Below are 20,406 nucleotides of genomic sequence, written 5' to 3' on the forward strand. Positions count from 1 at the left end.
CGTCGCCGGGCGATCCCGGCGACCCACTGTGATGCGCTTTTGTCGTCGCAGTGACGATAACGAAGAGGCGCCCTTATCGTCAAGGGGACGAAATCAACTCGCCCGTCTCCCGTCGATCCACGGGTGAACAGGCGTCCGGATGGTCAGGATGGAGGCATGGGATTCCATGTCGACTCCGAGGCCGGGCGGCTGCGCCGCGTCATCCTGCACAGACCCGACCTCGAGCTCAAGAGGCTCACCCCCAGCAACAAGGACGCGCTGCTCTTCGACGACGTGCTGTGGGTGCGCCGGGCCCGGGCGGAGCACGACGGGTTCGCGGACGTGTTGCGCGACCGCGGGGTCGCCGTCCATCTCTTCGGCGACCTGCTCACCGAGGCCCTGGAAATCCCGGCGGCGAGATCGCTCGTCCTGGACCGGGTCTTCGACGAGAAGGAGTACGGGCCGCTCGCCACCGACCACCTCCGGGCGGCCTTCGAGACCCTGCCCGCCCCGGAACTGGCGGCCGCACTGGTCGGCGGGATGACCAAGCGGGAGTTCCTGGACGCGCACCTGGAGCCGACCTCCGTGCGCTTCCATGTCATGGACCTCGACGACTTCCTCCTCGGCCCGCTCCCCAATCACCTCTTCACCCGGGACACCTCCGCCTGGATCTACGACGGGGTCTCCATCAACGCCATGCGCTGGCCCGCGCGGCAGCGGGAGACCGTGCACTTCGAGGCGATCTACCGGCACCATCCGCTCTTCCGTGACGAGGGCTTCAATCTCTGGTCGGAGGGGCAGGCGGACTACCCGTCCACCATCGAGGGCGGTGACGTGCTCGTCATCGGCAACGGCGCGGTGCTCATCGGCATGAGCGAGCGCACGACGCCGCAGGCAGTCGAGATGCTCGCGCACAAGCTGTTCGCCGCCGGGTCGGCCCGTACGATCGTGGCGCTCGACATGCCCAAGCGGCGGGCCCTCATGCACCTCGACACCGTGATGACGATGGTCGACGGCGACACCTTCACCCAGTACGCGGGGCTCGGCATGCTCCGCTCGTACACCATCGAACCGGGCTCGGGGGACAAGGAGCTGAAGGTCACCGACCATCCGCCGGAGCACATGCACCGGGCGATCGCGGCGGCGCTGGGGCTGAGCGAGATCCGGGTGCTGACCGCGACGCAGGATGTGCATGCGGCGGAGCGGGAGCAGTGGGACGACGGGTGCAATGTCCTCGCGGTGGAGCCTGGGGTCGTCGTCGCTTATGAGCGGAACGTGACGACCAACACGCATCTGCGGAAGCAGGGTATCGAGGTGATCGAGATTCCCGGGAGTGAGTTGGGGAGGGGTCGGGGTGGGCCTCGGTGTATGAGCTGTCCTGTGGAGAGGGGGGCGGTGGGGGTCTGATCTCGGGTGCGGGCGGGTGGGGGCTGGTCGCGCCCACGCGGCGGAGCCGCACGATGTGAGGGCCCCGCGCCCCTGAAGGCGTGCTGCCGTCCCCGAGGTCCACAAAGAGGTCCCGTATAGAAATGTCAAGGATCGTATAGACTTCCAATCGCCCCTTTGTTCGTCCCCGTTCTCGCATCCCTGGAGCGCCCCCATGGCGACTGTCCCGACCGCCCTCGCCGGACGCCACTTCCTCAAGGAGCTGGACTTCACCGAGGAGGAGTTCCGCGGTCTGATCGAGCTGGCCGCCGAGCTCAAGGCGGCGAAGAAGGCCGGGGCCGAGACGCAGTACCTGCGGGGCAGGAACATCGCGCTGATCTTCGAGAAGACCTCGACTCGTACACGCTGCGCGTTCGAGGTCGCCGCCGCGGACCAGGGCGCCTCGACGACGTATCTGGACCCGTCCGGTTCGCAGATGGGCCACAAGGAGTCCGTGAAGGACACCGCGCGTGTGCTCGGCCGGATGTTCGACGCGATCGAGTACCGGGGTGACAGCCAGGCCTCCGTCGAGGAGCTGGCCGCGCACGCCGGAGTGCCCGTCTACAACGGTCTGACCGACGACTGGCACCCCACCCAGATGCTCGCCGACGTGCTCACCATGACCGAGCACTGCGACAAGCCGCTCGGCGAGATCGCCTTCGCCTACCTGGGTGACGCCCGTTTCAACATGGGCAACTCCTACCTGGTCACCGGCGCGCTCCTCGGCATGGACGTCCGGATCGTCGCCCCGGAGGCCTACTGGCCCGCCGAGGAGATCATCGCCGAGGCCCGCAAGCTCGCCGAGAGCAACGGCGGACGCATCACCCTCACCGAGCACCTCGGCGAGGGCGTCCACGGCGCCGACTTCGTGGCCACCGACGTCTGGGTCTCGATGGGCGAGCCCAAGGAGGTGTGGGACGAGCGCATCGCCGCGCTGTCCCCGTATGCCGTGACCATGGACGTGCTGCGCGCCACCGGCAACCCGGATGTGAAGTTCCTGCACTGCCTGCCCGCCTTCCACGACCTGGGCACCAAGGTCGGCCGCGAGATCCACGAGACCCACGGCCTCGACTCGCTGGAGGTCACCGACGAGGTGTTCGAGTCGGCGCACTCGGTCGTCTTCGACGAGGCCGAGAACCGGCTGCACACCATCAAGGCGATCATGGTCGCCACCCTGGGCCGACCGGGAATCCCCGAGGTCCTGGCCTGACGGAGGTCCCCGCAGGCCTTGTCCTGACCGGCGGTCCGGAGCCACCCCTTCCGCGACCGCCGCGCGACCGACCCCGTCGCACCCCGCACCACCGGAAATGAGCACCACCCGCATGTCCGCTCCACGCATCAAGTCCCCCCAGCTGCTGATGGCCGAATCGGGCGCCGACCGCGAAGGCCATGGCCTCAAGCGGACCATGGGCCTCTTCCAGCTCATCTGCTTCGGCGTCGGCGCGATCGTCGGCACCGGGATCTTCGTCGGACTCTCCGACTCGGTCGCGCAGGCCGGACCCGCCGTGGTCGTGTCGTTCATCCTCGCGGCGATCACCTGCGTCTTCACCGCGTTCTCCTTCGCCGAGCTCGGCGGCGCGATCCCGGTCTCCGGGTCCTCGTACTCCTTCGCCTACGCGGGACTGGGCGAGGGCACGGCCTTCCTCGTCGGCTGGTGTCTGCTCCTGGAGTACGGCGTCTCCGTGTCGGCCGTGGCGGTCGGCTGGAGCCAGTACGTCAACGAACTGCTGCACAGCCTCACAGGCCTGCAGCTGCCCTCCGCGCTCTCGGCCGGCCCGTCCGACGGCGGGATCGTCAACCTTCCCGCGGTCATCGTGATCGCGCTGGCCTCGGTCCTGCTGATCCGCGGGGTGCGCGAGAGCGCCCGGGCGACCGCGGCCATGGCCGTGCTGAAGCTCGTCGTGCTCGTCGCCTTCTGCGCGATCGGGTTCAGCGCCTTCAAGCACGGCAACCTCACGCCGTTCTCCCCGGCCGGGCTCGGCGGGATCGGCGCGGGCACCACGGCGGCCTTCTTCTCGTACATCGGCTTCGACGCGATCACCACGGCCGGCGAGGAGGCCAAGGATCCCCGCCGCGACATCCCGATCGCCGTTCTGGTCTGCATCGGTCTGGTCACCCTGCTGTACTGCGCGGTGGCTCTCGCGGCGATCGGCGCCGTCGGCGGCGACGCGGTCGCCGGGCGGCCCGCCGCGCTGTCGTACGTCGTCAACGTGGTCACCGGCTCCACGGTCGGCGCCGGGGTCGTCGCGTTCGGAGCGGTCGTCGCCATCGCCTCGGTCGTGCTCGCGGTGATGTACGGACAGACCCGCATTCTCATGTCCATGTCCCGCGACGGGCTCGTGTCGCGCGTCTTCGAGAAGATCTCGCCGAGGACCTCGACACCGGTCGCGGGAACCCTGATCGTCGCGATCGTCTTCGCCGTTCCGGCGGCCTTCGCCCCGCTGGACGCCGTCGTCAACCTGACGACGATCGGCACGCTCGCCACCATGGCCGCCGTCAATGTCGCGGTGATCGCGCTGCGGCGCCGGGATCCGGGTCTTGCCAGGACGTTCCGGGTGCCGCTCTACCCCGTGGTGCCGCTGCTCGGCATCGGCTTCTGTCTGTATCTGATGTACGAGACGGGCTGGACGACCTGGATCCAGTTCGTGTGCTTCCTGGCGGCCGGCTTCCTCGTGTACGTGCTCTACGGGCGCCGCAACTCCCTGCTGGCCGCGGCCGGGGCCGCTCCCGCGGCCGTTCCCGGCGCCGGGGTCACACCGGACGCCGCTGAGCGGGCACCACAGGCAGTCTGAACCAGACCGCCTTGCCGGAGCCGGTGGGCCGGTGACCGCAGGAGGAGCTGAGGGTGCGGATCAGGAGGAGGCCGCGCCCGTGCTCCTGCCAGGGGTCGGGCTCACCGGGCGGCTCCGGGACCGTGAGGTTGCCCGGCGGCGCCGGGTCCGGGTCGTGCACCTCGACCTGACAGCCGGTCGGCATCAGCTCCACGACCAGCTCTATGGGACCGTCCCCCGCGGTGTGCTCCACGGCGTTGGCGACCAGTTCCGCGGTGAGCAGTTCCGCGGTGTCGCTGTCGGCCGCGTGCTTCAGCTCGGCCAGCGCGGTGCGGACCAGGGCACGGGCGACCGGCACGGCCGCGGAGGTGTGCGGCAGCGCGATGCGCCAGGAGGCGGGGGCGGGGGTGTCGTGCAAGGTGGGTCCGTTCATGGAGCAGGCTGTCCTGCTTTCAATGTGAGGAATGGTACGGCGCGGCCGGACGGAGGCGTCAGGCGGGCGCTTTCCAGGACATTCGGTGGGCGCCCTCCCAGGACGTTCGGCTCGGCATGAGGCCCCGTACCCAGCTCAACGCCCCGCCTCCCGCGAGGTGCCCCCGCCGTTACGGGGCTATCGAGAACCCGTGACTCGGTGACGGTAAACGGTCACTTCACGACCGGGTTATTGCGTGGTCGTGACGACAGTCACAGAGTGGTGATAACTTCGTGGAGTAACGACGACCGCTGTCCAGCGCCCTGGGGCGCGGACCGCCGCCCCCCGTCCGAGGAGGCCGCCCGTCATGAGTCCCTTCACCGGCTCCGCCGCCCGCACCTCCGACTGGCAGCACCTGAGGTGCGAGGTCACCGACGGGGTCGCCACGGTCACCCTGGCCCGCCCCGAGAAACTCAACGCCCTCACCTTCGGCGCCTACGCCGACCTGCGTGATCTGCTCGCCGAGCTCTCCCGTGAGCGGTCGGTACGGGCGCTGGTGCTGGCGGGGGAGGGGCGCGGCTTCTGCTCCGGCGGCGACGTCGACGAGATCATCGGCGCGACCCTGTCCATGGACACCGCCCAGCTCCTGGACTTCAACCGGATGACCGGGCAGGTCGTGCGGGCCGTACGGGAGTGCCCGTTCCCGGTGATCGCGGCGGTGCACGGGGTCGCGGCGGGCGCCGGAGCCGTTCTCGCCCTGGCTGCCGACTTCCGGGTGGCCGACCCGAGCGCCCGGTTCGCCTTCCTCTTCACCCGCGTCGGACTGTCCGGCGGCGACATGGGCGCCGCCTATCTGCTGCCCAGGGTCGTCGGGCTCGGCCACGCGACCCGGCTGCTGATGCTCGGCGAACCGGTGCGCGCGCCCGAGGCCGAGCGGATCGGCCTGATCAGCGAGCTGGCCGACGAGGGCAGCGCGGACGAGGCCGCCCAGCGGCTGGCCCGCCGCCTGGCCGAGGGCCCGGCTCTCGCGTACGCCCAGACCAAGGCCCTGCTCACCGCCGAACTGGACATGCCCCTCGCCGCCTCCGTCGAGCTCGACGCCTCGACCCAGGCCCTTCTGATGACCGGCGAGGACTACGCCGAGTTCCATGCGGCGTTCACGGAGAAGCGCGCGCCGAAGTGGCGGGGGCGATAGCCGTGGCGACGCGGACGTGCGCGTCTGTGCGTGTCGCCGTCATCGGCGGCGGCCCCGGCGGGCTGTACGCCGCCGCGCTCCTCAAGCGCCTCGACCCGGGCCGCGAGGTCACCGTCTGGGAGCGCAACGCCCCCGACGACACCTTCGGCTTCGGTGTCGTGCTCTCCGACGAGACGCTCGGCGGGATCGAGCACGCCGACCCGGCCGTGTACGCGGCGCTCCAGGACGAGTTCGTGCGCTGGGACGACATCGACATCGTGCACCGGGGCGTGCGCAGCACCTCTGGAGGCCATGGCTTCGCGGCGCTCGGCCGGCGCCGGCTCCTTGAGATCCTGCACGAGCGCTGCCGCTCGCTCGGCGTCGAGCTGCGCTTCCGGGCCGAGGCCCCGCCGGTCGCCGAACTGATGACGGCGTACGACCTGGTCGTCGCCGCCGACGGGGTGCACAGCCCGGCCCGGGCGGCGTACGCGGAGGTGTTCGGACCGTCGGTCGAGGAGCACCGGTGCCGTTACATCTGGCTCGCCGCCGACTTCGCCTTCGACTCCTTCCGCTTCGAGATCGTCGAGACCGAACACGGCGTGATGCAGCTGCACGGCTACCCGTACGCGGCCGACGCCTCCACCGTCATCGTCGAGATGCGCGAAGAGGTGTGGCGGGCGGCCGGTTTCGCGGACCTCGACGAGCAGGAGTCCGTCGAGGCCTGCGGCAAGATCTTCACCGACGCGCTCGGCGGGCGGCAGTTGCGGTCCAACAAGTCGATGTGGACCACCTTCCGCACGGTGGTCAACGACCGCTGGTCCCACGGCAATCTGGTCCTCCTCGGCGACGCCGCGCACACCGCCCACTTCTCCATCGGCTCCGGCACCAAGCTCGCCGTCGAGGACGCGCTCGCGCTGGCCGCCTGCCTGGAGGAGCGGCCCACCCTCGACGAGGCACTCGCCGCGTACGAGGAGGAGCGGCGCCCTGTCGTCGCGTCCACCCAGCGGGCCGCGCGGGCCAGCCTGGAGTGGTTCGAGAACCTGGGGCTGTATCTCCACCAGCCCGCCCGCCAGTTCGCCTTCAACCTCCTCACCCGCAGCCGCCGTGTCACGCACGACAACCTGCGGCTGCGCGACGCGCACTTCACGGCGGCGGTCGAGCGCGAGTTCGGCTGCCCGCCCGGCACACCGCCGATGTTCACCCCGTTCCGGCTGCGCGGTCTGACCCTGCGCAACCGGGTCGTGGTCTCACCGATGGACATGTACGCGGCCGTGGACGGCGTCCCCGGCGACTTCCACCTCGTCCACCTGGGCGCACGGGCGCTCGGCGGCGCGGGCCTGGTGATGACCGAGATGGTGTGCGTGAGCGCCGAGGGCCGCATCACACCCGGCTGCACGGGCCTCTACTCACACCGGCAGGCCGAGTCCTGGCGGCGGATCATCCGCTTCGTGCACGCCCAGGCGCCCGGCACCGCGATCGGCGTCCAGCTCGGCCACTCCGGCCGCAAGGGTTCCACGAAGCTGATGTGGGAGGGCATCGACGAGCCCCTGGAGGAGGGCAACTGGCCGCTCGTGGCCGCCTCCCCCATCCCGTACGGACCGCGCAGCCAGACCCCCCGGCAGCTGTCCCGCGCCCAACTCACGGACATCCGCGAGCAGTTCGCCGCAGCCGCATGGCGTGCCGCCCGCTGCGGCTTCGACCTCCTCGAACTGCACTGCGCCCACGGCTACCTGCTCTCCGGCTTCCTCTCACCGCTCACCAACCGGCGCACCGACGCCTACGGCGGCTCACTGGAACGCAGACTGCGCTTCCCGCTGGAGGTCTTCGACGCCGTACGGGCGGTGTGGCCGGAGGAGCGGCCCATGACCGTCCGTATCTCCGCCACCGACTGGGCCGAGGGCGGCAACACCGGGGACGAGGGCGTGGCGATCGCCCGGGCCTTCGCCGTGCACGGCGCCGACGCGGTCGATGTGTCGACCGGGCAGGTGGTCGCCGACGAACAGCCCGAGTACGGCCGCTCGTACCAGACCCCGTTCGCCGACCGGATCCGCCACGAGACCGGCCTCCCTGTGATCGCCGTCGGCGCGATCTCCTCCTGGGACGACGTCAACTCCCTGATCCTGGCCGGGCGTACGGACCTGTGCGCACTCGCTCGGCCGCATCTCTACGACCCGCACTGGACGCTGCACGCGGCGGCCGAGCAGAGGTACGAGGGTCCGGGCGTCACCTGGCCCAAGCCCTACCGCGCGGGCAGCCGCCGCCCGCAGACCGGACGCACCGACGCCCCCAAGCCCCGGCTTTCACTGGGGACTTGAGAGCGACCGAAGGGGGTCCTAGGCGTCCTGGGCATCCTGGGCGGAGAGGTCGGCCATGCCCGCCGTCAGTGTCGAGCCGTCCGCCGGGTCGACGACGAGGAACGCGCCGGTGCGGCGTACGTCCGCGTAGTCGTCGAGCGCGAGCGGCTCGGCGGTGCGCAGGGTGATCCGGCCAAGGTCGTTCGCGGTCAACTCGCCCACCCCGCCGAGGTCCTTGACGATCGCCTTCACGGTCCGCGTCGTGTGCTTGACCAGCACCCGGTCGCCGACCCTGAGCGCCCTGTCGAGCGGCGGCTCGTAGGGGTCGTCGACGCCGGTGAGCCCGGTCAGCCGGCCCGCGGCCTGCCGGGCGTACAGCCCCTTCACATCGCGCTCGCCGCACACCTCGACAGGGGTGGCGACGTGCACCTCGATGTACGGCGTCCCGCTCGCCTCGTGCCGCTGCCGGACGGCGTCGCGGCTGTCGGCGTACGGGGCGATGACAGGCACCACGGCGAGGACGCCGTTGCGGGCGAGCACCTCGGAGACCAGGCCGATGCGCTGCACGTTGGTGTTGCGGTCCTCGCGCGAGAAGCCGAGACCCGCGGAGAGGAACCGGCGGATCTCGTCGCCGTCGAGGATCTCCACCCGGTGCCCCTCCGCCTTCAGGCGGGTACCGAGTATCCGGGCGATGGTCGTCTTGCCCGCGCTCGGCAGGCCCGTGAGCCAGACGGTGGCTCCCTGAGCCCTTGCCGTGGTGGTCATACGTGCGGTCCTCTTCCTGTCCTGGCGTGCGGCTCCCGACGCTAGGTAAGAAACATGAGAAGAGGGACGGAAGAGACTGAGGGTTCCCTTAGCGCCTCATGATGTAACCGAGGTCACACATCGATGGGTTCGGTGAAGCTCGCCCCCGTGTCCCGCAGCCGCTCGTGCAGCGCCCGGAACACGGCGGCCGAGCGTGCGCCCGGCCAGTCCTCGGGCAGCAGCGCGGCGGGCAGCCCCGGGTCGGCGTACGGGAGGTGGCGCCAGGTGTCCAGGGCGAGCAGATAGTCGCGGTACGCCTCCTCGGGCGGGGTGTCCGCGCGCCGCCGCCAGTCGTGCAGCACGGCCGCGTGCTGGTCGAGGAAGGCCTCGTGCTGCTTGGCGATCGCCGCCAGGTCCCACCAGCGCGCGACCGCGTCCGCCGTCGCCGCGAAGCCCAGGTGCTCCCCGCGGAACAGCTCCACGTAAGGGTCGAGCCGCAGTCGCGCCAGGGTGTGCCGGGTCTCCTCGTAGAGCCGCGCGGGGGCGAGCCAGACGCCGGGGGCCGCCGTCCCGAAGCCGAGACCGGCGAGGCGTGAGCGCAGTACGTGACGCTTCTGCCGCTCGGACTCCGGCACGGAGAAGACGGCGAGCACCCAGCCCTCGTCCTCGGGGGGCGCCGTCGCGTACACCCGCCGGTCGCCGTCCTGCAGCAGTTGGCGGGCGTCCGGCGACAGCGCGTACCCCGCGCCGCCCGCCGCCGTACGGGCCGGTTCGAGCAGTCCGCGGCGCTTGAGCCGGGACACCGACGAGCGTACGGAGGGCGCGTCGACGCCGACCGCGGCGAGGAGCCGGATCAACTCGGCCACCGGCACGGGGCCGGGCATGAAACGGCCGTACGCGCCGTAGAACGTGACGATGAGGGACCGGGGGGCGTGCTGCTCTGACACGTCGATCACTCTAGTGCGCGAAGATCACTTGGGACCGCCGCCGGTGGACAACTCACCCTCCGGCGCGGGCGACGACGGGGTCTTGCCGCTCGTCGGCGGAGCGTCCGTACGCAGCCGGAAACGTTGCAGCTTTCCCGTCGCCGTGCGCGGCAGGGAGTCCAGGAAGACGAACTCGCGGGGGCACTTGTACGGCGCCAGCTCGGACTTGAGGAAGGCGCGCAGCGCCTCGGCGTCCTTGCGCGCCCCCTCCCTGAGGACCGTGTACGCCACCACGACCTGCCCGCGTGCCTCGTCCGACCGCCCCACCACGGCCGTCTCGACCACGTCCGGATGGCGCAGCAGGGCGTCCTCGACCTCGGGCCCGGCGATGTTGTACCCCGCCGAGACGATCATGTCGTCGGCGCGGGCGACATAGCGGAAGTAGCCGTCGGGGTCGCGCACATAGGTGTCGCCGGTGATGTTCCAGCCGCCGCGCACGTACTCCCGCTGCCGGGGGTCGGCGAGATAGCGGCAGCCGACCGGGCCGCGCACCGCGAGCAGTCCGGGCTCGCCGTCCGGCACGGGCTCCCCCTCGGCGTCGACCACCCGCGCCTGCCATCCCGGTACGGGGACGCCCGTCGTCCCGGGGCGGATGTGCTCGTCGGCCGCGGAGATGAAGATGTGCAGCAGCTCGGTGGCGCCGATGCCGTTGATGATGCTCAGCCCGGTGCGGCTGTGCCAGGCCCGCCAGGTCGCGGCGGGCAGGTTCTCGCCCGCGGACACACAGCGCCGCAGCGAGGTCGTGTCGTGCTCGTCCAGGTCCGCCAGCATCGCCCGGTAGGCGGTCGGCGCGGTGAACAGCACCGAGACGCGGTGCTCGGTGATCGCGGGCAACAGCTGCTTGGGGCCCGCCTGTTCGAGCAGCAGGGAGCAGGCGCCGGCGCGCATCGGGAAGACGACGAGGCCGCCGAGCCCGAACGTGAAGCCCAGCGGGGGACTGCCGGTGAAGACGTCGTCCTCGCGCGGCCGCAGCACATGCTTCGAGAAGGTGTCCGCTATGGCCAGCACATCGCGGTGGAAGTGCACGCAGCCCTTGGGGCGGCCGGTGGTGCCGGAGGTGAACGCGATCAGCGCGACGTCGTCGGCGGCCGTGTCGACCGCGGTGAACGGCTCGTCCGGGGCGCCCGTGATGCGCAGCAGCAGGTCGTCGGGCGCGTCTCCGCCGTACGTCGTGATCCGCAGCCCCGGGATCTCCGCCTTCGCCAGGTCGTCGACCGACCGTACGTCGCACAGCGCGTGTGTGACGTGGGCGATTGTGCACATGGTGGTCAGCTCGTGCGGGCGCTGCTGGGCGAGCACCGTGACGGCGACCGCGCCTGCCTTCAGGACCGCCAGCCAGCATGCGGCGAGCCAGGGTGTGGTGGGCCCGCGCAGCAGCACCCGGTTGCCGGGCACGACGCCCAGTTCGGTGGTCAGGACGTGGGCGATCCGGTCCACCCGGGCGAGGAGGTGCCCGTACGTCCACAGGTCGCCGGACGGCGTGCGGAAGGCGGGGCGCTGCGGTGGCTTGTCGCCGAGGAGTTCGGCGGCGCAGTTCAGCCGTTCCGGGTAGTGCAGCTCGGGCAGGTCGAAGGGGAGTTCGGGCCACTGCTCGGGGGGCGGGAGGTGGTCGCGGGCGAAGGTGTCGACGTGGGCCGAGGTCGTCGGCTCCAAGGTGTCGCCGTCCATGGAGGTTCGCCCCCTTGTCGTGGTGGGCTCGCAGCGCTCAGCTCGCAGCTCGTGGCTCTCAGTGCTCAGCTCTCAGTGCTCTCGGCTCGCACAAGGAGCGTATCGTGTTGGTGACGACAGTCAACGTCTCGCGATAACCTTGGGTCCGCAGTCCGACGGCGGAGAGGGAACCGGCAATGACCGCATTCTCGCTCGATCCGGCACAGACCGCCTGGTGTGCCGAGCTGCGCGCGCTGGCCGAGGAGCGGTTGCGCCCGCTGGCGGAGAAGGGCGAGCCGGGGCACGTCAACCGTGCCCTCGTCGTCGAGTTGGGCCGGCTCGGGCTGATCGACCGGCTGTTCACCTCGGGCGCGCTCGATCTGTGCCTGATGCGGGAGTCTTTGGCGCACGGCTGCACCGAGGCCGAGACGGCGCTCGCCCTGCAGGGCCTCGGTGCGCATCCGGTGCACGCGTACGGCACCCGGGCGCAGCGCGAGCGCTGGCTGCCCCGGGTCGTGGACGGCAGCGCGGTGGCCGCGTTCGCGCTCAGCGAGCCGGGCGCGGGCTCGGACGCGGCGGCGCTGGCGCTCCGTGCGGATCGGGACGCCACACGGGCGCCCACTTCCGCACCGGCGCCCGGCGAAGCCGCACCCGCGGCCCGCGGGGCCTCATCCGCGGCCTCTGGAGCGGAGTCCGGAGTCCCCGGAGCCGTGCCTGCGGCTTCTGGGGTCGCGCCCGGAGTCCCCAGGGCCGTGCCTGCGGCCTCCGGAACCTTGCCCGCGGACCCCGGTTCCTCGCTCGCGGGCCCCGGGCCGTCCGTCGTCGAGGCGCAGGAGCCGCCGGTTGCGGAGCGTGACGGCTGGGGGAGCTGGCGGCTCAGTGGGGAGAAGTGCTGGATCTCCAACGCGCCCGAGGCCGACTTCTACACCGTCTTCGCGCGGACCACCCCGGGCGCCGGAGCCCGTGGCGTCACCGCCTTCCTGGTGCCCGCCGACCGGCCGGGCCTCACCGGCACCCCGCTCGACATGCTCTCCCCGCACCCCATCGGCGCCCTCGCCTTCGACGCCGTACCGGTGACGGCGGACGACGTGCTCGGCGAGCCCGACCGCGGTTTCCGGGTCGCGATGCACACCCTCAACCTCTTCCGCCCGAGCGTGGGCGCCTTCGCGGTCGGCATGGCGGGGGCGGCCCTCGCGGCGACGCTCACGCACACGGCCGGGCGTGAGGCGTTCGGCGGCAGGCTGAAGGACCTGCAGACGGTGGCCCACCAGGTCGCCGAGATGGCGCTGCGTACGGAGGCGGCCCGCCTGATGGTCTACGCGGCGGCGGCGGCGTACGACGAAGGGGCCCCGGACGTGCCCCGGCGCGCGGCGATGGCGAAGCTGCTGGCGACCGAGACGGCCCAGTACGTGGTCGACGCGGCGGTCCAACTGCACGGCGCCCGTGCCCTGTGCCGCGGCCATCTCCTCGAACATCTCTACCGGGAGGTCCGCGCGCCGCGTATCTACGAAGGCGCCAGCGAGGTCCAGCGGGCGGTCATCGCCAAGGAGCTGTACGCGTCGGTGGAGGCCCCGTGAGCGTCGAGAGCCTGGAGGTTCCGTGAGCACCGAGCGCGTCAACCCGCCCGAGCTCTCCCCGCCCACCGGCTTCTCGCACGCCGTCGTCGCCACGGGTAGCCGCGTGGTCTTCCTGGCGGGCCAGACCGCGCTGGACACGGACGGGAAGGTGGTCGGCGAGACCCTCCCGGAGCAGTTCGAGAAGGCGCTGACCAATCTGCTGACGGCGTTGCGGGCCGCGGGCGGCACCCCGGCCGACCTCGCGCGGGTCACGGTCTACGCCACCGATGTCGCGGACTACCGTGCGCGAGCCCCCGAACTCGGCCGCGTCTGGCGGCGGTTGGCGGGCCGCGACTATCCCGCGATGGCCGTCGTCGGCGCTGCCCGCCTCTGGGACGAACAGGCCCTGGTCGAACTCGACGGTTTCGCGGTGCTGCCGTAGGAACCCGCCCCGGAACTCCCGGAGGGACTAGGCGGCGACGGCCAGCCGCTCGGCGAACACCCGGTGCGGAGCGACCACGCTGCCGTCGGGAAGCAGTTCACCGCTGTCGTCGAAGACGATCGCGCCGTTGCACAGCAGGCTCCAGCCCTGCTCGGGGTGGGCCGACACGATGTGCGGAGCGTTGGAGTCCGCGGACGGGCACAGAGTTTGGTGGGAACACATGACGCACCTCCACGTCGGATGCGATGAGTGTCGACGGCGCTGTCGCCGCCTCGCATACGTAAGACCATGCTCCCGTGGCGAACTCATCGGAACCGCCGGTCGAGAAGCGTGACAACACGCGGACAACTCTCGAACGTTCCCATGACGCACGGACTCGACCCACGACGGACTCGACCCACGACGGACTCGACCCACGACGGACCGGACCCGCCGGGTACCGGACTCGCCACCAAAGGAGTGAGGATCACTGCCTCGGGCCCGTGCGCCCGGTACCTGTGGAGCCCCCCATGTTCCAGGAGGTACCTCATGCCCTTGCGCCAGGTCATCGGCGCGGCCACCGGCGCCGCGCTCCTGCTGCTGTTCACACCGTCCGCCGTCGCCGTGTCCGTCGGCGCCCTGTCGGCCCCGTCCGAGACGGTCACCGTCGACTCGTCCGGTCACCTCGCCGCCGACGGAACCGTCACCCTGTCCGGCACCTACCGCTGTCTGAGCGGTACGGGTCCGGTGCTCGTCTCCTCGTCGGTCTCGCAGGGCGACCCCCGGATCCGCTACGGCATCGGCGGCAGCGCGGCGGTCTGCGACGGCGCGGAGCACCGATGGACCAACTCGGAGAAGCGCACACCCGGCACCCTCGCACCGGGCGCCGCCCATGTCGAGGCCACCCTGATGGAACTGAGCCCCGCCCTGGGCGGTCTGCCACTGCCGCTGTTCCACGCGCTGCAGCAGCAGGACATCACCCTCATGGAGGGCTGAGCCGGCACACGGGCGGGACGGGACGGCACCCGGCGGGCTCGCCTGAGGACGACGCGAAGTCGTCCCCCGGCGAGCCCCACCACCTTCTGGTCGTCCTAGATGTCCCGGAACGTCTCGATCTGTGCTCCGATCGAGTTGAGCCGCTCGGCCAGGTCCTCGTAGCCGCGGTTGATGACGTACACATTGCGCAGCACGGACGTGCCGTCGGCCGCCATCATCGCCAGCAGCACGACCACCGCGGGGCGCAGCGCGGGCGGGCACATCATCTCGGCGGCGCGCCAGCGGGTCGGGCCCTCGACCAGCACGCGGTGCGGGTCGAGGAGCTGCAGCCGGCCGCCGAGCCGGTTGAGGTCGGTCAGGTAGATGGCCCGGTTGTCGTAGACCCAGTCGTGGATGAGGGTCTTGCCCTGTGCGGAGGCCGCGATGGCCGCGAAGAACGGCACGTTGTCGATGTTCAGGCCCGGGAACGGCATCGGGTGGATCTTGTCGATCGGCGCCTCCAGCTTGGAGGGCCGTACGGTCAGGTCCACCAGCCGGGTACGGCCGTTGTCGGCGAAGTACTCCGGTGTGCGGTCGTGGTCGAGGCCCATCTCCTCCAGTACCGCGAGCTCGATCTCCAGGAACTCGATCGGCACCCGGCGCACCGTCAGCTCCGACTCGGTGACCACCGCGGCGGCGAGCAGGCTCATCGCCTCGACCGGGTCCTCGGAGGGCGAGTAGTCCACGTCCACGTCGATGTTCGGCACGCCGTGGACGGTGAGTGTGGTCGTGCCGATGCCCTCCACCCGTACGCCGAGTGCCTCCAGGAAGAAGCACAGGTCCTGGACCATGTAGTTGGAGGAGGCGTTGCGGATGACGGTCACGCCGTCGTGGCGGGCGGCGGCGAGCAGCGCGTTCTCGGTGACGGTGTCCCCGCGCTCGGTCAGCACGATGGGCCGGCCGGGGGAGACGGCCCTGTCGACCTGGGCGTGGTAGAGCCCCTCGGTGGCGGCGATGTCGAGCCCGAACCGCCGCAGCGCGATCATGTGCGGCTCGATGGTCCTGGTGCCGAGGTCGCAACCGCCCGCGTACGGCAGCCTGAAGGTGTCCATACGGTGCAGCAGCGGGCCGAGGAACATGATGATGGACCGCGTCCGGCGGGCGGCCTCGGCGTCGATCGCCTCCATGTCCAGCTCGCTCGGGGGCGCGATCTCGAGGTCGACGCCGTCGTTGATCCAGCGGGTGCGGACGCCGATCGAACCGAGTACCTCCAGAAGGCGGTAGACCTCTTCGATCCGGGCCACCCGGCGCAGCACCGTGCGCCCCTTGTTCAGCAGCGTCGCGCACAGCAGCGCGACGCACGCGTTCTTACTGGTCTTGACATCGATCGAGCCGGACAGACGACGTCCGCCGACCACGCGCAGATGCATCGGACCCGCGTAGCCCAGGGACACGATTTCGCTGTCCAGGGCTTCACCGATTCGAGCGATCATCTCAAGGCTGATGTTTTGGTTGCCGCGCTCGATGCGATTAACGGCGCTCTGACTTGTGCCGAGCGCCTCGGCGAGCTGCGACTGTGTCCAGCCCCGGTGTTGCCGGGCGTCACGGATGAGCTTGCCGATGCGTACGAGGTAGTCGTCTGCCATGGCGCGACCGTATATCTGATGTGAGATAAAGAGAAACGGAGCGCACCCGTCCGGGTAGTGGGCTGCAGCACACCGCACGCGCATGGGAGTTCGGTCAGCGCTCCCGCCGACGTGTCGTGCGCCGCCAGCCGAAGGGGCCCGGCAGATCCATCGAGGTGGTGCGGCGTCCGGTGCTGCTGCGGGTGTCGTGCGGCCCGTGCCGGCCGCCCGTGGTGATCGACCACGAGCGCCGGTTGATGTTCAGCCGCACCCCGGGAAGGATGCGGAAGCTCTTGCGGAACGTGAGGGGCATGAGTGGTCCGCCTTACTACAGTTCACGGCTGTTTGTCTCGGTTTGCTACGCCGACTGTGGCGCGTCCCGTTCCCAGTACCCCGAAGCGGGCGATGGCTGCCTGTGAACTCCCGGCGTGTTCAGCCTCGTTCGGCCGCCCCGCGCTCCAGGAGCGTCTGGGTGCCGATGACCCCGAGCAGGGCGACCTGTTCGGCGTCCCGCGTTCCGGGCTCGGCCGTGTAGACCATGATGCGCAGGTCGCTGCCCGCGACGCTGAGCACGTCGCAGTCGAGCGTCAGGGGGCCCAGTTGCGGATGGTCGACGGTCTTGCGCGAGGACTCGTGGTGGCCCACGGCCTCGGACTCCCACAACTCGGCGAACCGGTCGCTGTTCGCGCGCAGCTCCTCGATCAGGCGCCGCAGCCGCTGGTCCGCCGGATACCGGTGCGCGGTAGCGCGCAGGTCGGCGACCACGGTGGTCTCGAACTCGCGCCGGGCCTCGGGGGTGTGGCGGACGTGGGTGCCCGGTCCCACGAGGTTGCGCCACACCGCGTTGCGCTCGTTGCCGCGCCATCCGGACGGGTCACCCATCAGGGCCGCGTACAGCGGGTTGGCCAGCAGCAGGTTCCACGCCGCGTCGAAGACCGCGACGGGCGTTCCGGTCAGCCGGTCCAGCATCCGGTGTACGCCGGGGGGGATGTGGGCGGGCACCGTGCCGCGTCCCGGCGGGACCAGCCCGGCGAGATGGAAGAGGTGTTCGCGCTCGGCGCCGGACAGCCGCAGCGCCCGTCCGAGCGCCTCGACGATCTGCTCCGAGGGGTTGCTCGCCCGGCCCTGTTCGAGCCGGGTGACATAGTCGACCGAGATCCCGGCCAGCAGCGCCAGCTCCTCGCGGCGCAGTCCGGCCGCGCGCCGGTGTCCACCGACGGGGAGCCCGGCCGCCTCGGGGGAGACCCGGTCCCGCCAGCGCCGGACCGTCCGCCCGAACTCCGTACTCGCCATCCCCCCACTGTGCACCGGTCCGCCCGCCCGTGCCTGGTACTGGCAGTGCCAGGAAGACGGGCTCGAGACCGCACGCTCCGTCGTTCCGTGTCCTCGCGAAGCTCGGCCGAGGGCGCGTCGACAGCATGCCGGGCATGACCAGTGGACGCCCATGTACTAGAGTTATCTCGACATCGAGATATCTGCCGAGGTGCACCGCAGTCGCACGTTGTCATCAGGTCTCGCGGTAAGGCTTACCTAACTTAGCCTTACCTTAGCGGATCGGCCAAGACGTCGTGGCGGCAGGATGCGGTGGGAACGCGCACATCAATGAAGGAGACTGTCGTGTCGGCGAACAGCTTCGACGCCCGCAGCACGCTGCAGGTGGGCGACGAGTCGTACGAGATCTTCCGGCTGGACAAGGTGGAAGGCTCGGCTCGCCTTCCGTACAGCCTGAAGGTGCTGCTGGAGAACCTGCTCCGCACCGAGGACGGCGCGAACATCACCGCCGACCACATCCGGTCCATCGGCAACTGGGAATCCCAGGCGCAGCCCAGCCAGGAGATCCAGTTCACGCCCGCCCGCGTGATCATGCAGGACTTCACCGGCGTGCCCTGTGTCGTCGACCTCGCCACCATGCGTGAGGCCGTCAAGGAGCTCGGCGGCGACCCGGCGAAGATCAACCCGCTGGCCCCGGCCGAGCTGGTCATCGACCACTCCGTCATCGCCGACAAGTTCGGCACGAACGACGCGTTCGCGCAGAACGTCGAGCTGGAGTACGGCCGCAACAAGGAGCGCTACCAGTTCCTGCGCTGGGGCCAGACCGCCTTCGACGAGTTCAAGGTCGTCCCGCCGGGCACCGGCATCGTCCACCAGGTGAACATCGAGCACCTGGCGCGCACGGTCATGGTCCGTAACGGCCAGGCGTACCCCGACACGCTCGTCGGCACCGACTCGCACACCACCATGGTCAACGGCCTCGGTGTGCTCGGCTGGGGCGTCGGCGGCATCGAGGCCGAGGCCGCGATGCTCGGCCAGCCGGTCTCCATGCTCATCCCGCGCGTCGTCGGCTTCAAGCTGACCGGTGAGCTCACCCCGGGCACCACCGCCACCGACCTCGTGCTCACGATCACCGAGATGCTGCGCAAGCACGGCGTCGTCGGCAAGTTCGTCGAGTTCTACGGCGAGGGCGTCGCCGCCACCTCGCTGGCCAACCGCGCCACCATCGGCAACATGTCGCCGGAGTTCGGCTCGACGGCCGCGATCTTCCCGATCGACGCAGAAACGATCAAGTACCTCAAGCTGACCGGCCGCAGCGAGCAGCAGCTCGCGCTCGTCGAGGCGTACGCCAAGGAGCAGGGCCTCTGGCTCGACCCGGCCGCCGAGCCCGACTTCTCCGAGAAGCTGGAACTGGACCTCTCGACGGTCGTCCCGTCGATCGCCGGCCCGAAGCGCCCGCAGGACCGGATCATCCTGGCAGGCGCCGCGCAGCAGTTCGCGCAGGACGTGCGCAACTACGTCGACGAGGACGACGAGGCGGGCAAGGAGTCCTTCCCGGCCTCCGACTCCCCGGCCACCACCAACGGCGTGCCGACCCGTCCGACCACGGTCACCGCCCCCGACGGCTCGACCTACGAGATCGACCACGGCGCGGTGACGGTCGCGGCCATCACGTCCTGCACCAACACCTCGAACCCGTACGTCATGGTCGCCGCCGCGCTGGTGGCCAAGAAGGCGGTCGAGAAGGGCCTGACCCGCAAGCCGTGGGTCAAGACCACCCTCGCCCCCGGCTCCAAGGTCGTCACCGACTACTTCGACAAGGCGGGGCTCACCCCCTACCTCGACAAGGTCGGCTTCAACCTCGTCGGCTACGGCTGCACCACCTGCATCGGCAACTCCGGCCCGCTGCCGGAGGAGGTCTCCAAGGCCGTCAACGACCACGACCTCGCCGTCACCTCGGTCCTCTCGGGCAACCGGAACTTCGAGGGCCGTATCAACCCCGACGTCAAGATGAACTACCTGGCCTCCCCGCCGCTGGTCGTCGCGTACGCCCTCGCGGGCTCCATGAAGGTGGACATCACCAAGGACGCGCTGGGCATCGACCAGGACGGCAAGCCGGTCTACCTGGCCGACATCTGGCCCTCCGAGGCCGAGGTCAACGACGTCGTGGCGAACGCCATCGGCGAGGACATGTTCAACAAGTCCTACCAGGACGTCTTCGCGGGCGACGCCCAGTGGCAGGCGCTGCCGATCCCGACCGGCAACACCTTCGAGTGGGACCCGCAGTCCACCTACGTCCGCAAGCCCCCGTACTTCGAGGGCATGGCGCACGAGCCGTCCCCGGTCACCGACATCGCCGGTGCCCGTGTGCTCGCCAAGCTGGGCGACTCGGTGACGACGGACCACATCTCGCCCGCCGGCGCCATCAAGGCCGACACCCCGGCCGGCAAGTACCTCACCGAGCACGGTGTGGAGCGTCGTGACTTCAACTCCTACGGCTCGCGCCGAGGCAACCACGAGGTCATGATCCGCGGCACGTTCGCCAACATCCGCCTGCGCAACCAGATCGCGCCGGGCACCGAGGGCGGCTACACCCGCGACTTCACCGTCGAGGGCGCGCCCGTCGCGTTCATCTACGACGCCTCGCGCAACTACATCGAGCAGGGCACCCCGCTGGTCATCCTGGCCGGCAAGGAGTACGGCTCCGGCTCGTCCCGCGACTGGGCCGCCAAGGGCACCGCGCTCCTCGGCGTCAAGGCCGTCATCGCCGAGTCGTACGAGCGCATCCACCGCTCGAACCTCATCGGCATGGGCGTCCTGCCGCTCCAGTTCCCGGAGGGCGCCACCGCCGAGACCCTCGGCCTCACCGGCGAGGAGACCTTCTCCTTCACCGGCGTCGAGGAGCTCAACAACGGCACCACCCCGCGCACGGTGAAGGTCACCACCGACACCGGCGTCGAGTTCGACGCGGTCGTCCGCATCGACACCCCCGGCGAGGCGGACTACTACCGCAACGGCGGCATCATGCAGTACGTGCTGCGCAACCTGATCCGCAAGTAGGCGATCCGGTACGGCGGCCGGGCCGCACTCCTCCTCGGAGGGGTGCGGCCCTTCGCATGCCACGG

General features: G+C 70.6%; 17 protein-coding genes and 1 pseudogene. 9 read left to right on the top strand and 9 right to left on the bottom strand.

All coding sequences use genetic code 11. The features are described from left to right. Positions 1-156 precede the first annotated feature (156 nt). From ACFVWD_RS27580 to ACFVWD_RS27590, 3 genes are all read left to right on the top strand, one after another. Positions 157-1,386: an arginine deiminase gene (locus ACFVWD_RS27580; RefSeq protein ID WP_389599862.1), complete on the top strand. Its 1,230-nt coding sequence runs from the start codon at positions 157-159 to the stop codon at positions 1,384-1,386. A 193-nt stretch (positions 1,387-1,579) separates the two neighbouring features. Continuing rightward, a complete protein-coding gene (gene argF / locus ACFVWD_RS27585; RefSeq protein WP_389599863.1) occupies positions 1,580-2,614 on the top strand; it encodes an ornithine carbamoyltransferase in 1,035 nt (344 codons plus the stop codon). A 112-nt stretch (positions 2,615-2,726) separates the two neighbouring features. Further along, entirely contained in the window at positions 2,727-4,196 is a 1,470-nt protein-coding gene (locus tag ACFVWD_RS27590; RefSeq protein WP_389599865.1) for an amino acid permease, read from the top strand. On the opposite strand, the gene ACFVWD_RS27595 is transcribed toward ACFVWD_RS27590, so the two are convergent. Further along, a complete protein-coding gene (locus ACFVWD_RS27595; RefSeq protein ID WP_168512048.1) occupies positions 4,156-4,608 on the bottom strand; it encodes an ATP-binding protein in 453 nt (150 codons plus the stop codon). The two genes, ACFVWD_RS27590 and ACFVWD_RS27595, sit on opposite strands and share 41 nt — an antisense overlap. 346 nt (positions 4,609-4,954) lie before the next feature. Here ACFVWD_RS27595 and ACFVWD_RS27600 point away from each other — a divergent pair, with 346 nt between their 5' ends. Both ACFVWD_RS27600 and ACFVWD_RS27605 read left to right on the top strand, forming a co-directional pair. Beyond that, positions 4,955-5,782, top strand: coding sequence for an enoyl-CoA hydratase family protein (locus tag ACFVWD_RS27600; protein WP_168496572.1), 828 nt, complete (start codon positions 4,955-4,957; stop codon positions 5,780-5,782). Beyond that, positions 5,767-8,076, top strand: a complete 2,310-nt coding sequence (locus tag ACFVWD_RS27605; RefSeq protein WP_389599867.1) for a bifunctional salicylyl-CoA 5-hydroxylase/oxidoreductase — start codon at positions 5,767-5,769, stop codon at positions 8,074-8,076. The genes ACFVWD_RS27600 and ACFVWD_RS27605 overlap by 16 nt, the downstream gene beginning before the upstream one ends. Before the next feature lie 18 nt (positions 8,077-8,094). On the opposite strand, the gene ACFVWD_RS27610 is transcribed toward ACFVWD_RS27605, so the two are convergent. The 4 genes and pseudogenes from ACFVWD_RS27610 to ACFVWD_RS27625 form a co-directional block, all read right to left on the bottom strand. Next, positions 8,095-8,334, bottom strand: a complete 240-nt coding sequence (locus ACFVWD_RS27610; RefSeq protein WP_389599900.1) for a hypothetical protein — start codon at positions 8,332-8,334, stop codon at positions 8,095-8,097. 29 nt (positions 8,335-8,363) lie between these two features. Continuing rightward, positions 8,364-8,820 (bottom strand): annotated as a pseudogene (cysC, locus tag ACFVWD_RS27615) (adenylyl-sulfate kinase); the annotation flags it as partial. 113 nt (positions 8,821-8,933) lie between these two features. Then, on the bottom strand, positions 8,934-9,755 hold the full coding sequence (locus ACFVWD_RS27620; protein ID WP_389599869.1) for a PaaX family transcriptional regulator C-terminal domain-containing protein: 822 nt from the start codon (positions 9,753-9,755) through the stop codon (positions 8,934-8,936). Positions 9,756-9,770: 15 nt separating this feature from the next. Next, positions 9,771-11,453 carry an AMP-binding protein gene (locus ACFVWD_RS27625; RefSeq protein WP_389599870.1) on the bottom strand — a complete coding sequence of 561 codons (1,683 nt, stop codon included), beginning with the start codon at positions 11,451-11,453 and terminating at the stop codon, positions 9,771-9,773. Positions 11,454-11,629: 176 nt separating this feature from the next. Between ACFVWD_RS27625 and ACFVWD_RS27630 the strand changes: the two genes are divergently transcribed. Together ACFVWD_RS27630 and ACFVWD_RS27635 are read left to right on the top strand one after the other, a co-directional pair. Then, a complete protein-coding gene (locus ACFVWD_RS27630; protein WP_389599872.1) occupies positions 11,630-13,009 on the top strand; it encodes an acyl-CoA dehydrogenase family protein in 1,380 nt (459 codons plus the stop codon). A gap of 22 nt (positions 13,010-13,031) precedes the next feature. Then, complete coding sequence (locus tag ACFVWD_RS27635) at positions 13,032-13,430, top strand: RidA family protein (RefSeq protein ID WP_389599874.1); 399 nt, start codon at positions 13,032-13,034, stop codon at positions 13,428-13,430. 27 nt (positions 13,431-13,457) lie between these two features. Here ACFVWD_RS27635 and ACFVWD_RS27640 read toward each other — a convergent pair whose 3' ends face one another. Then, entirely contained in the window at positions 13,458-13,652 is a 195-nt protein-coding gene (locus ACFVWD_RS27640) for a DUF5999 family protein (protein ID WP_095852133.1), read from the bottom strand. A 306-nt stretch (positions 13,653-13,958) separates the two neighbouring features. Between ACFVWD_RS27640 and ACFVWD_RS27645 the strand changes: the two genes are divergently transcribed. Next, positions 13,959-14,405, top strand: a complete 447-nt coding sequence (locus ACFVWD_RS27645) for a DUF6299 family protein (RefSeq protein WP_389599876.1) — start codon at positions 13,959-13,961, stop codon at positions 14,403-14,405. A gap of 95 nt (positions 14,406-14,500) precedes the next feature. Here ACFVWD_RS27645 and ACFVWD_RS27650 read toward each other — a convergent pair whose 3' ends face one another. From ACFVWD_RS27650 to ACFVWD_RS27660, 3 genes are all read right to left on the bottom strand, one after another. Continuing rightward, positions 14,501-16,030, bottom strand: coding sequence for a helix-turn-helix domain-containing protein (locus ACFVWD_RS27650; RefSeq protein WP_389599878.1), 1,530 nt, complete (start codon positions 16,028-16,030; stop codon positions 14,501-14,503). A 94-nt stretch (positions 16,031-16,124) separates the two neighbouring features. Beyond that, positions 16,125-16,322: a DUF4236 domain-containing protein gene (locus tag ACFVWD_RS27655; RefSeq protein ID WP_389599880.1), complete on the bottom strand. Its 198-nt coding sequence runs from the start codon at positions 16,320-16,322 to the stop codon at positions 16,125-16,127. A 119-nt stretch (positions 16,323-16,441) separates the two neighbouring features. Further along, the gene (locus ACFVWD_RS27660; RefSeq protein WP_389599882.1) at positions 16,442-17,302 is read right to left on the bottom strand and encodes a helix-turn-helix transcriptional regulator; all 861 of its coding nucleotides are present in this window, start codon (positions 17,300-17,302) and stop codon (positions 16,442-16,444) included. Positions 17,303-17,626: 324 nt separating this feature from the next. On the opposite strand from ACFVWD_RS27660, the gene acnA reads away from it, so the two are divergent. Beyond that, positions 17,627-20,341: an aconitate hydratase AcnA gene (acnA, locus tag ACFVWD_RS27665; RefSeq protein WP_389599883.1), complete on the top strand. Its 2,715-nt coding sequence runs from the start codon at positions 17,627-17,629 to the stop codon at positions 20,339-20,341. Positions 20,342-20,406 lie beyond the last annotated feature (65 nt).

The sequence above is a fragment of the Streptomyces sp. NPDC058086 genome (assembly GCF_042885015.1).
Classification (GTDB): Bacteria; Actinomycetota; Actinomycetes; order Streptomycetales; family Streptomycetaceae; genus Streptomyces.

Coding starts and splice junctions, on each gene's coding strand:
- ACFVWD_RS27580 (WP_389599862.1), top strand. CDS start 157: ATGGGATTCCATGTCGACTCCGAGGCCGGGCGGCTGCGCCGCGTCATC.
- ACFVWD_RS27600 (WP_168496572.1), top strand. CDS start 4,955: ATGAGTCCCTTCACCGGCTCCGCCGCCCGCACCTCCGACTGGCAGCAC.
- argF (WP_389599863.1), top strand. CDS start 1,580: ATGGCGACTGTCCCGACCGCCCTCGCCGGACGCCACTTCCTCAAGGAG.
- ACFVWD_RS27660 (WP_389599882.1), bottom strand. CDS start 17,302: ATGGCGAGTACGGAGTTCGGGCGGACGGTCCGGCGCTGGCGGGACCGG.
- ACFVWD_RS27630 (WP_389599872.1), top strand. CDS start 11,630: ATGACCGCATTCTCGCTCGATCCGGCACAGACCGCCTGGTGTGCCGAG.
- ACFVWD_RS27595 (WP_168512048.1), bottom strand. CDS start 4,608: ATGAACGGACCCACCTTGCACGACACCCCCGCCCCCGCCTCCTGGCGC.
- ACFVWD_RS27645 (WP_389599876.1), top strand. CDS start 13,959: ATGCCCTTGCGCCAGGTCATCGGCGCGGCCACCGGCGCCGCGCTCCTG.
- ACFVWD_RS27590 (WP_389599865.1), top strand. CDS start 2,727: ATGTCCGCTCCACGCATCAAGTCCCCCCAGCTGCTGATGGCCGAATCG.
- ACFVWD_RS27650 (WP_389599878.1), bottom strand. CDS start 16,030: ATGGCAGACGACTACCTCGTACGCATCGGCAAGCTCATCCGTGACGCC.
- ACFVWD_RS27640 (WP_095852133.1), bottom strand. CDS start 13,652: ATGTGTTCCCACCAAACTCTGTGCCCGTCCGCGGACTCCAACGCTCCG.
- ACFVWD_RS27625 (WP_389599870.1), bottom strand. CDS start 11,453: ATGGACGGCGACACCTTGGAGCCGACGACCTCGGCCCACGTCGACACC.
- ACFVWD_RS27655 (WP_389599880.1), bottom strand. CDS start 16,322: ATGCCCCTCACGTTCCGCAAGAGCTTCCGCATCCTTCCCGGGGTGCGG.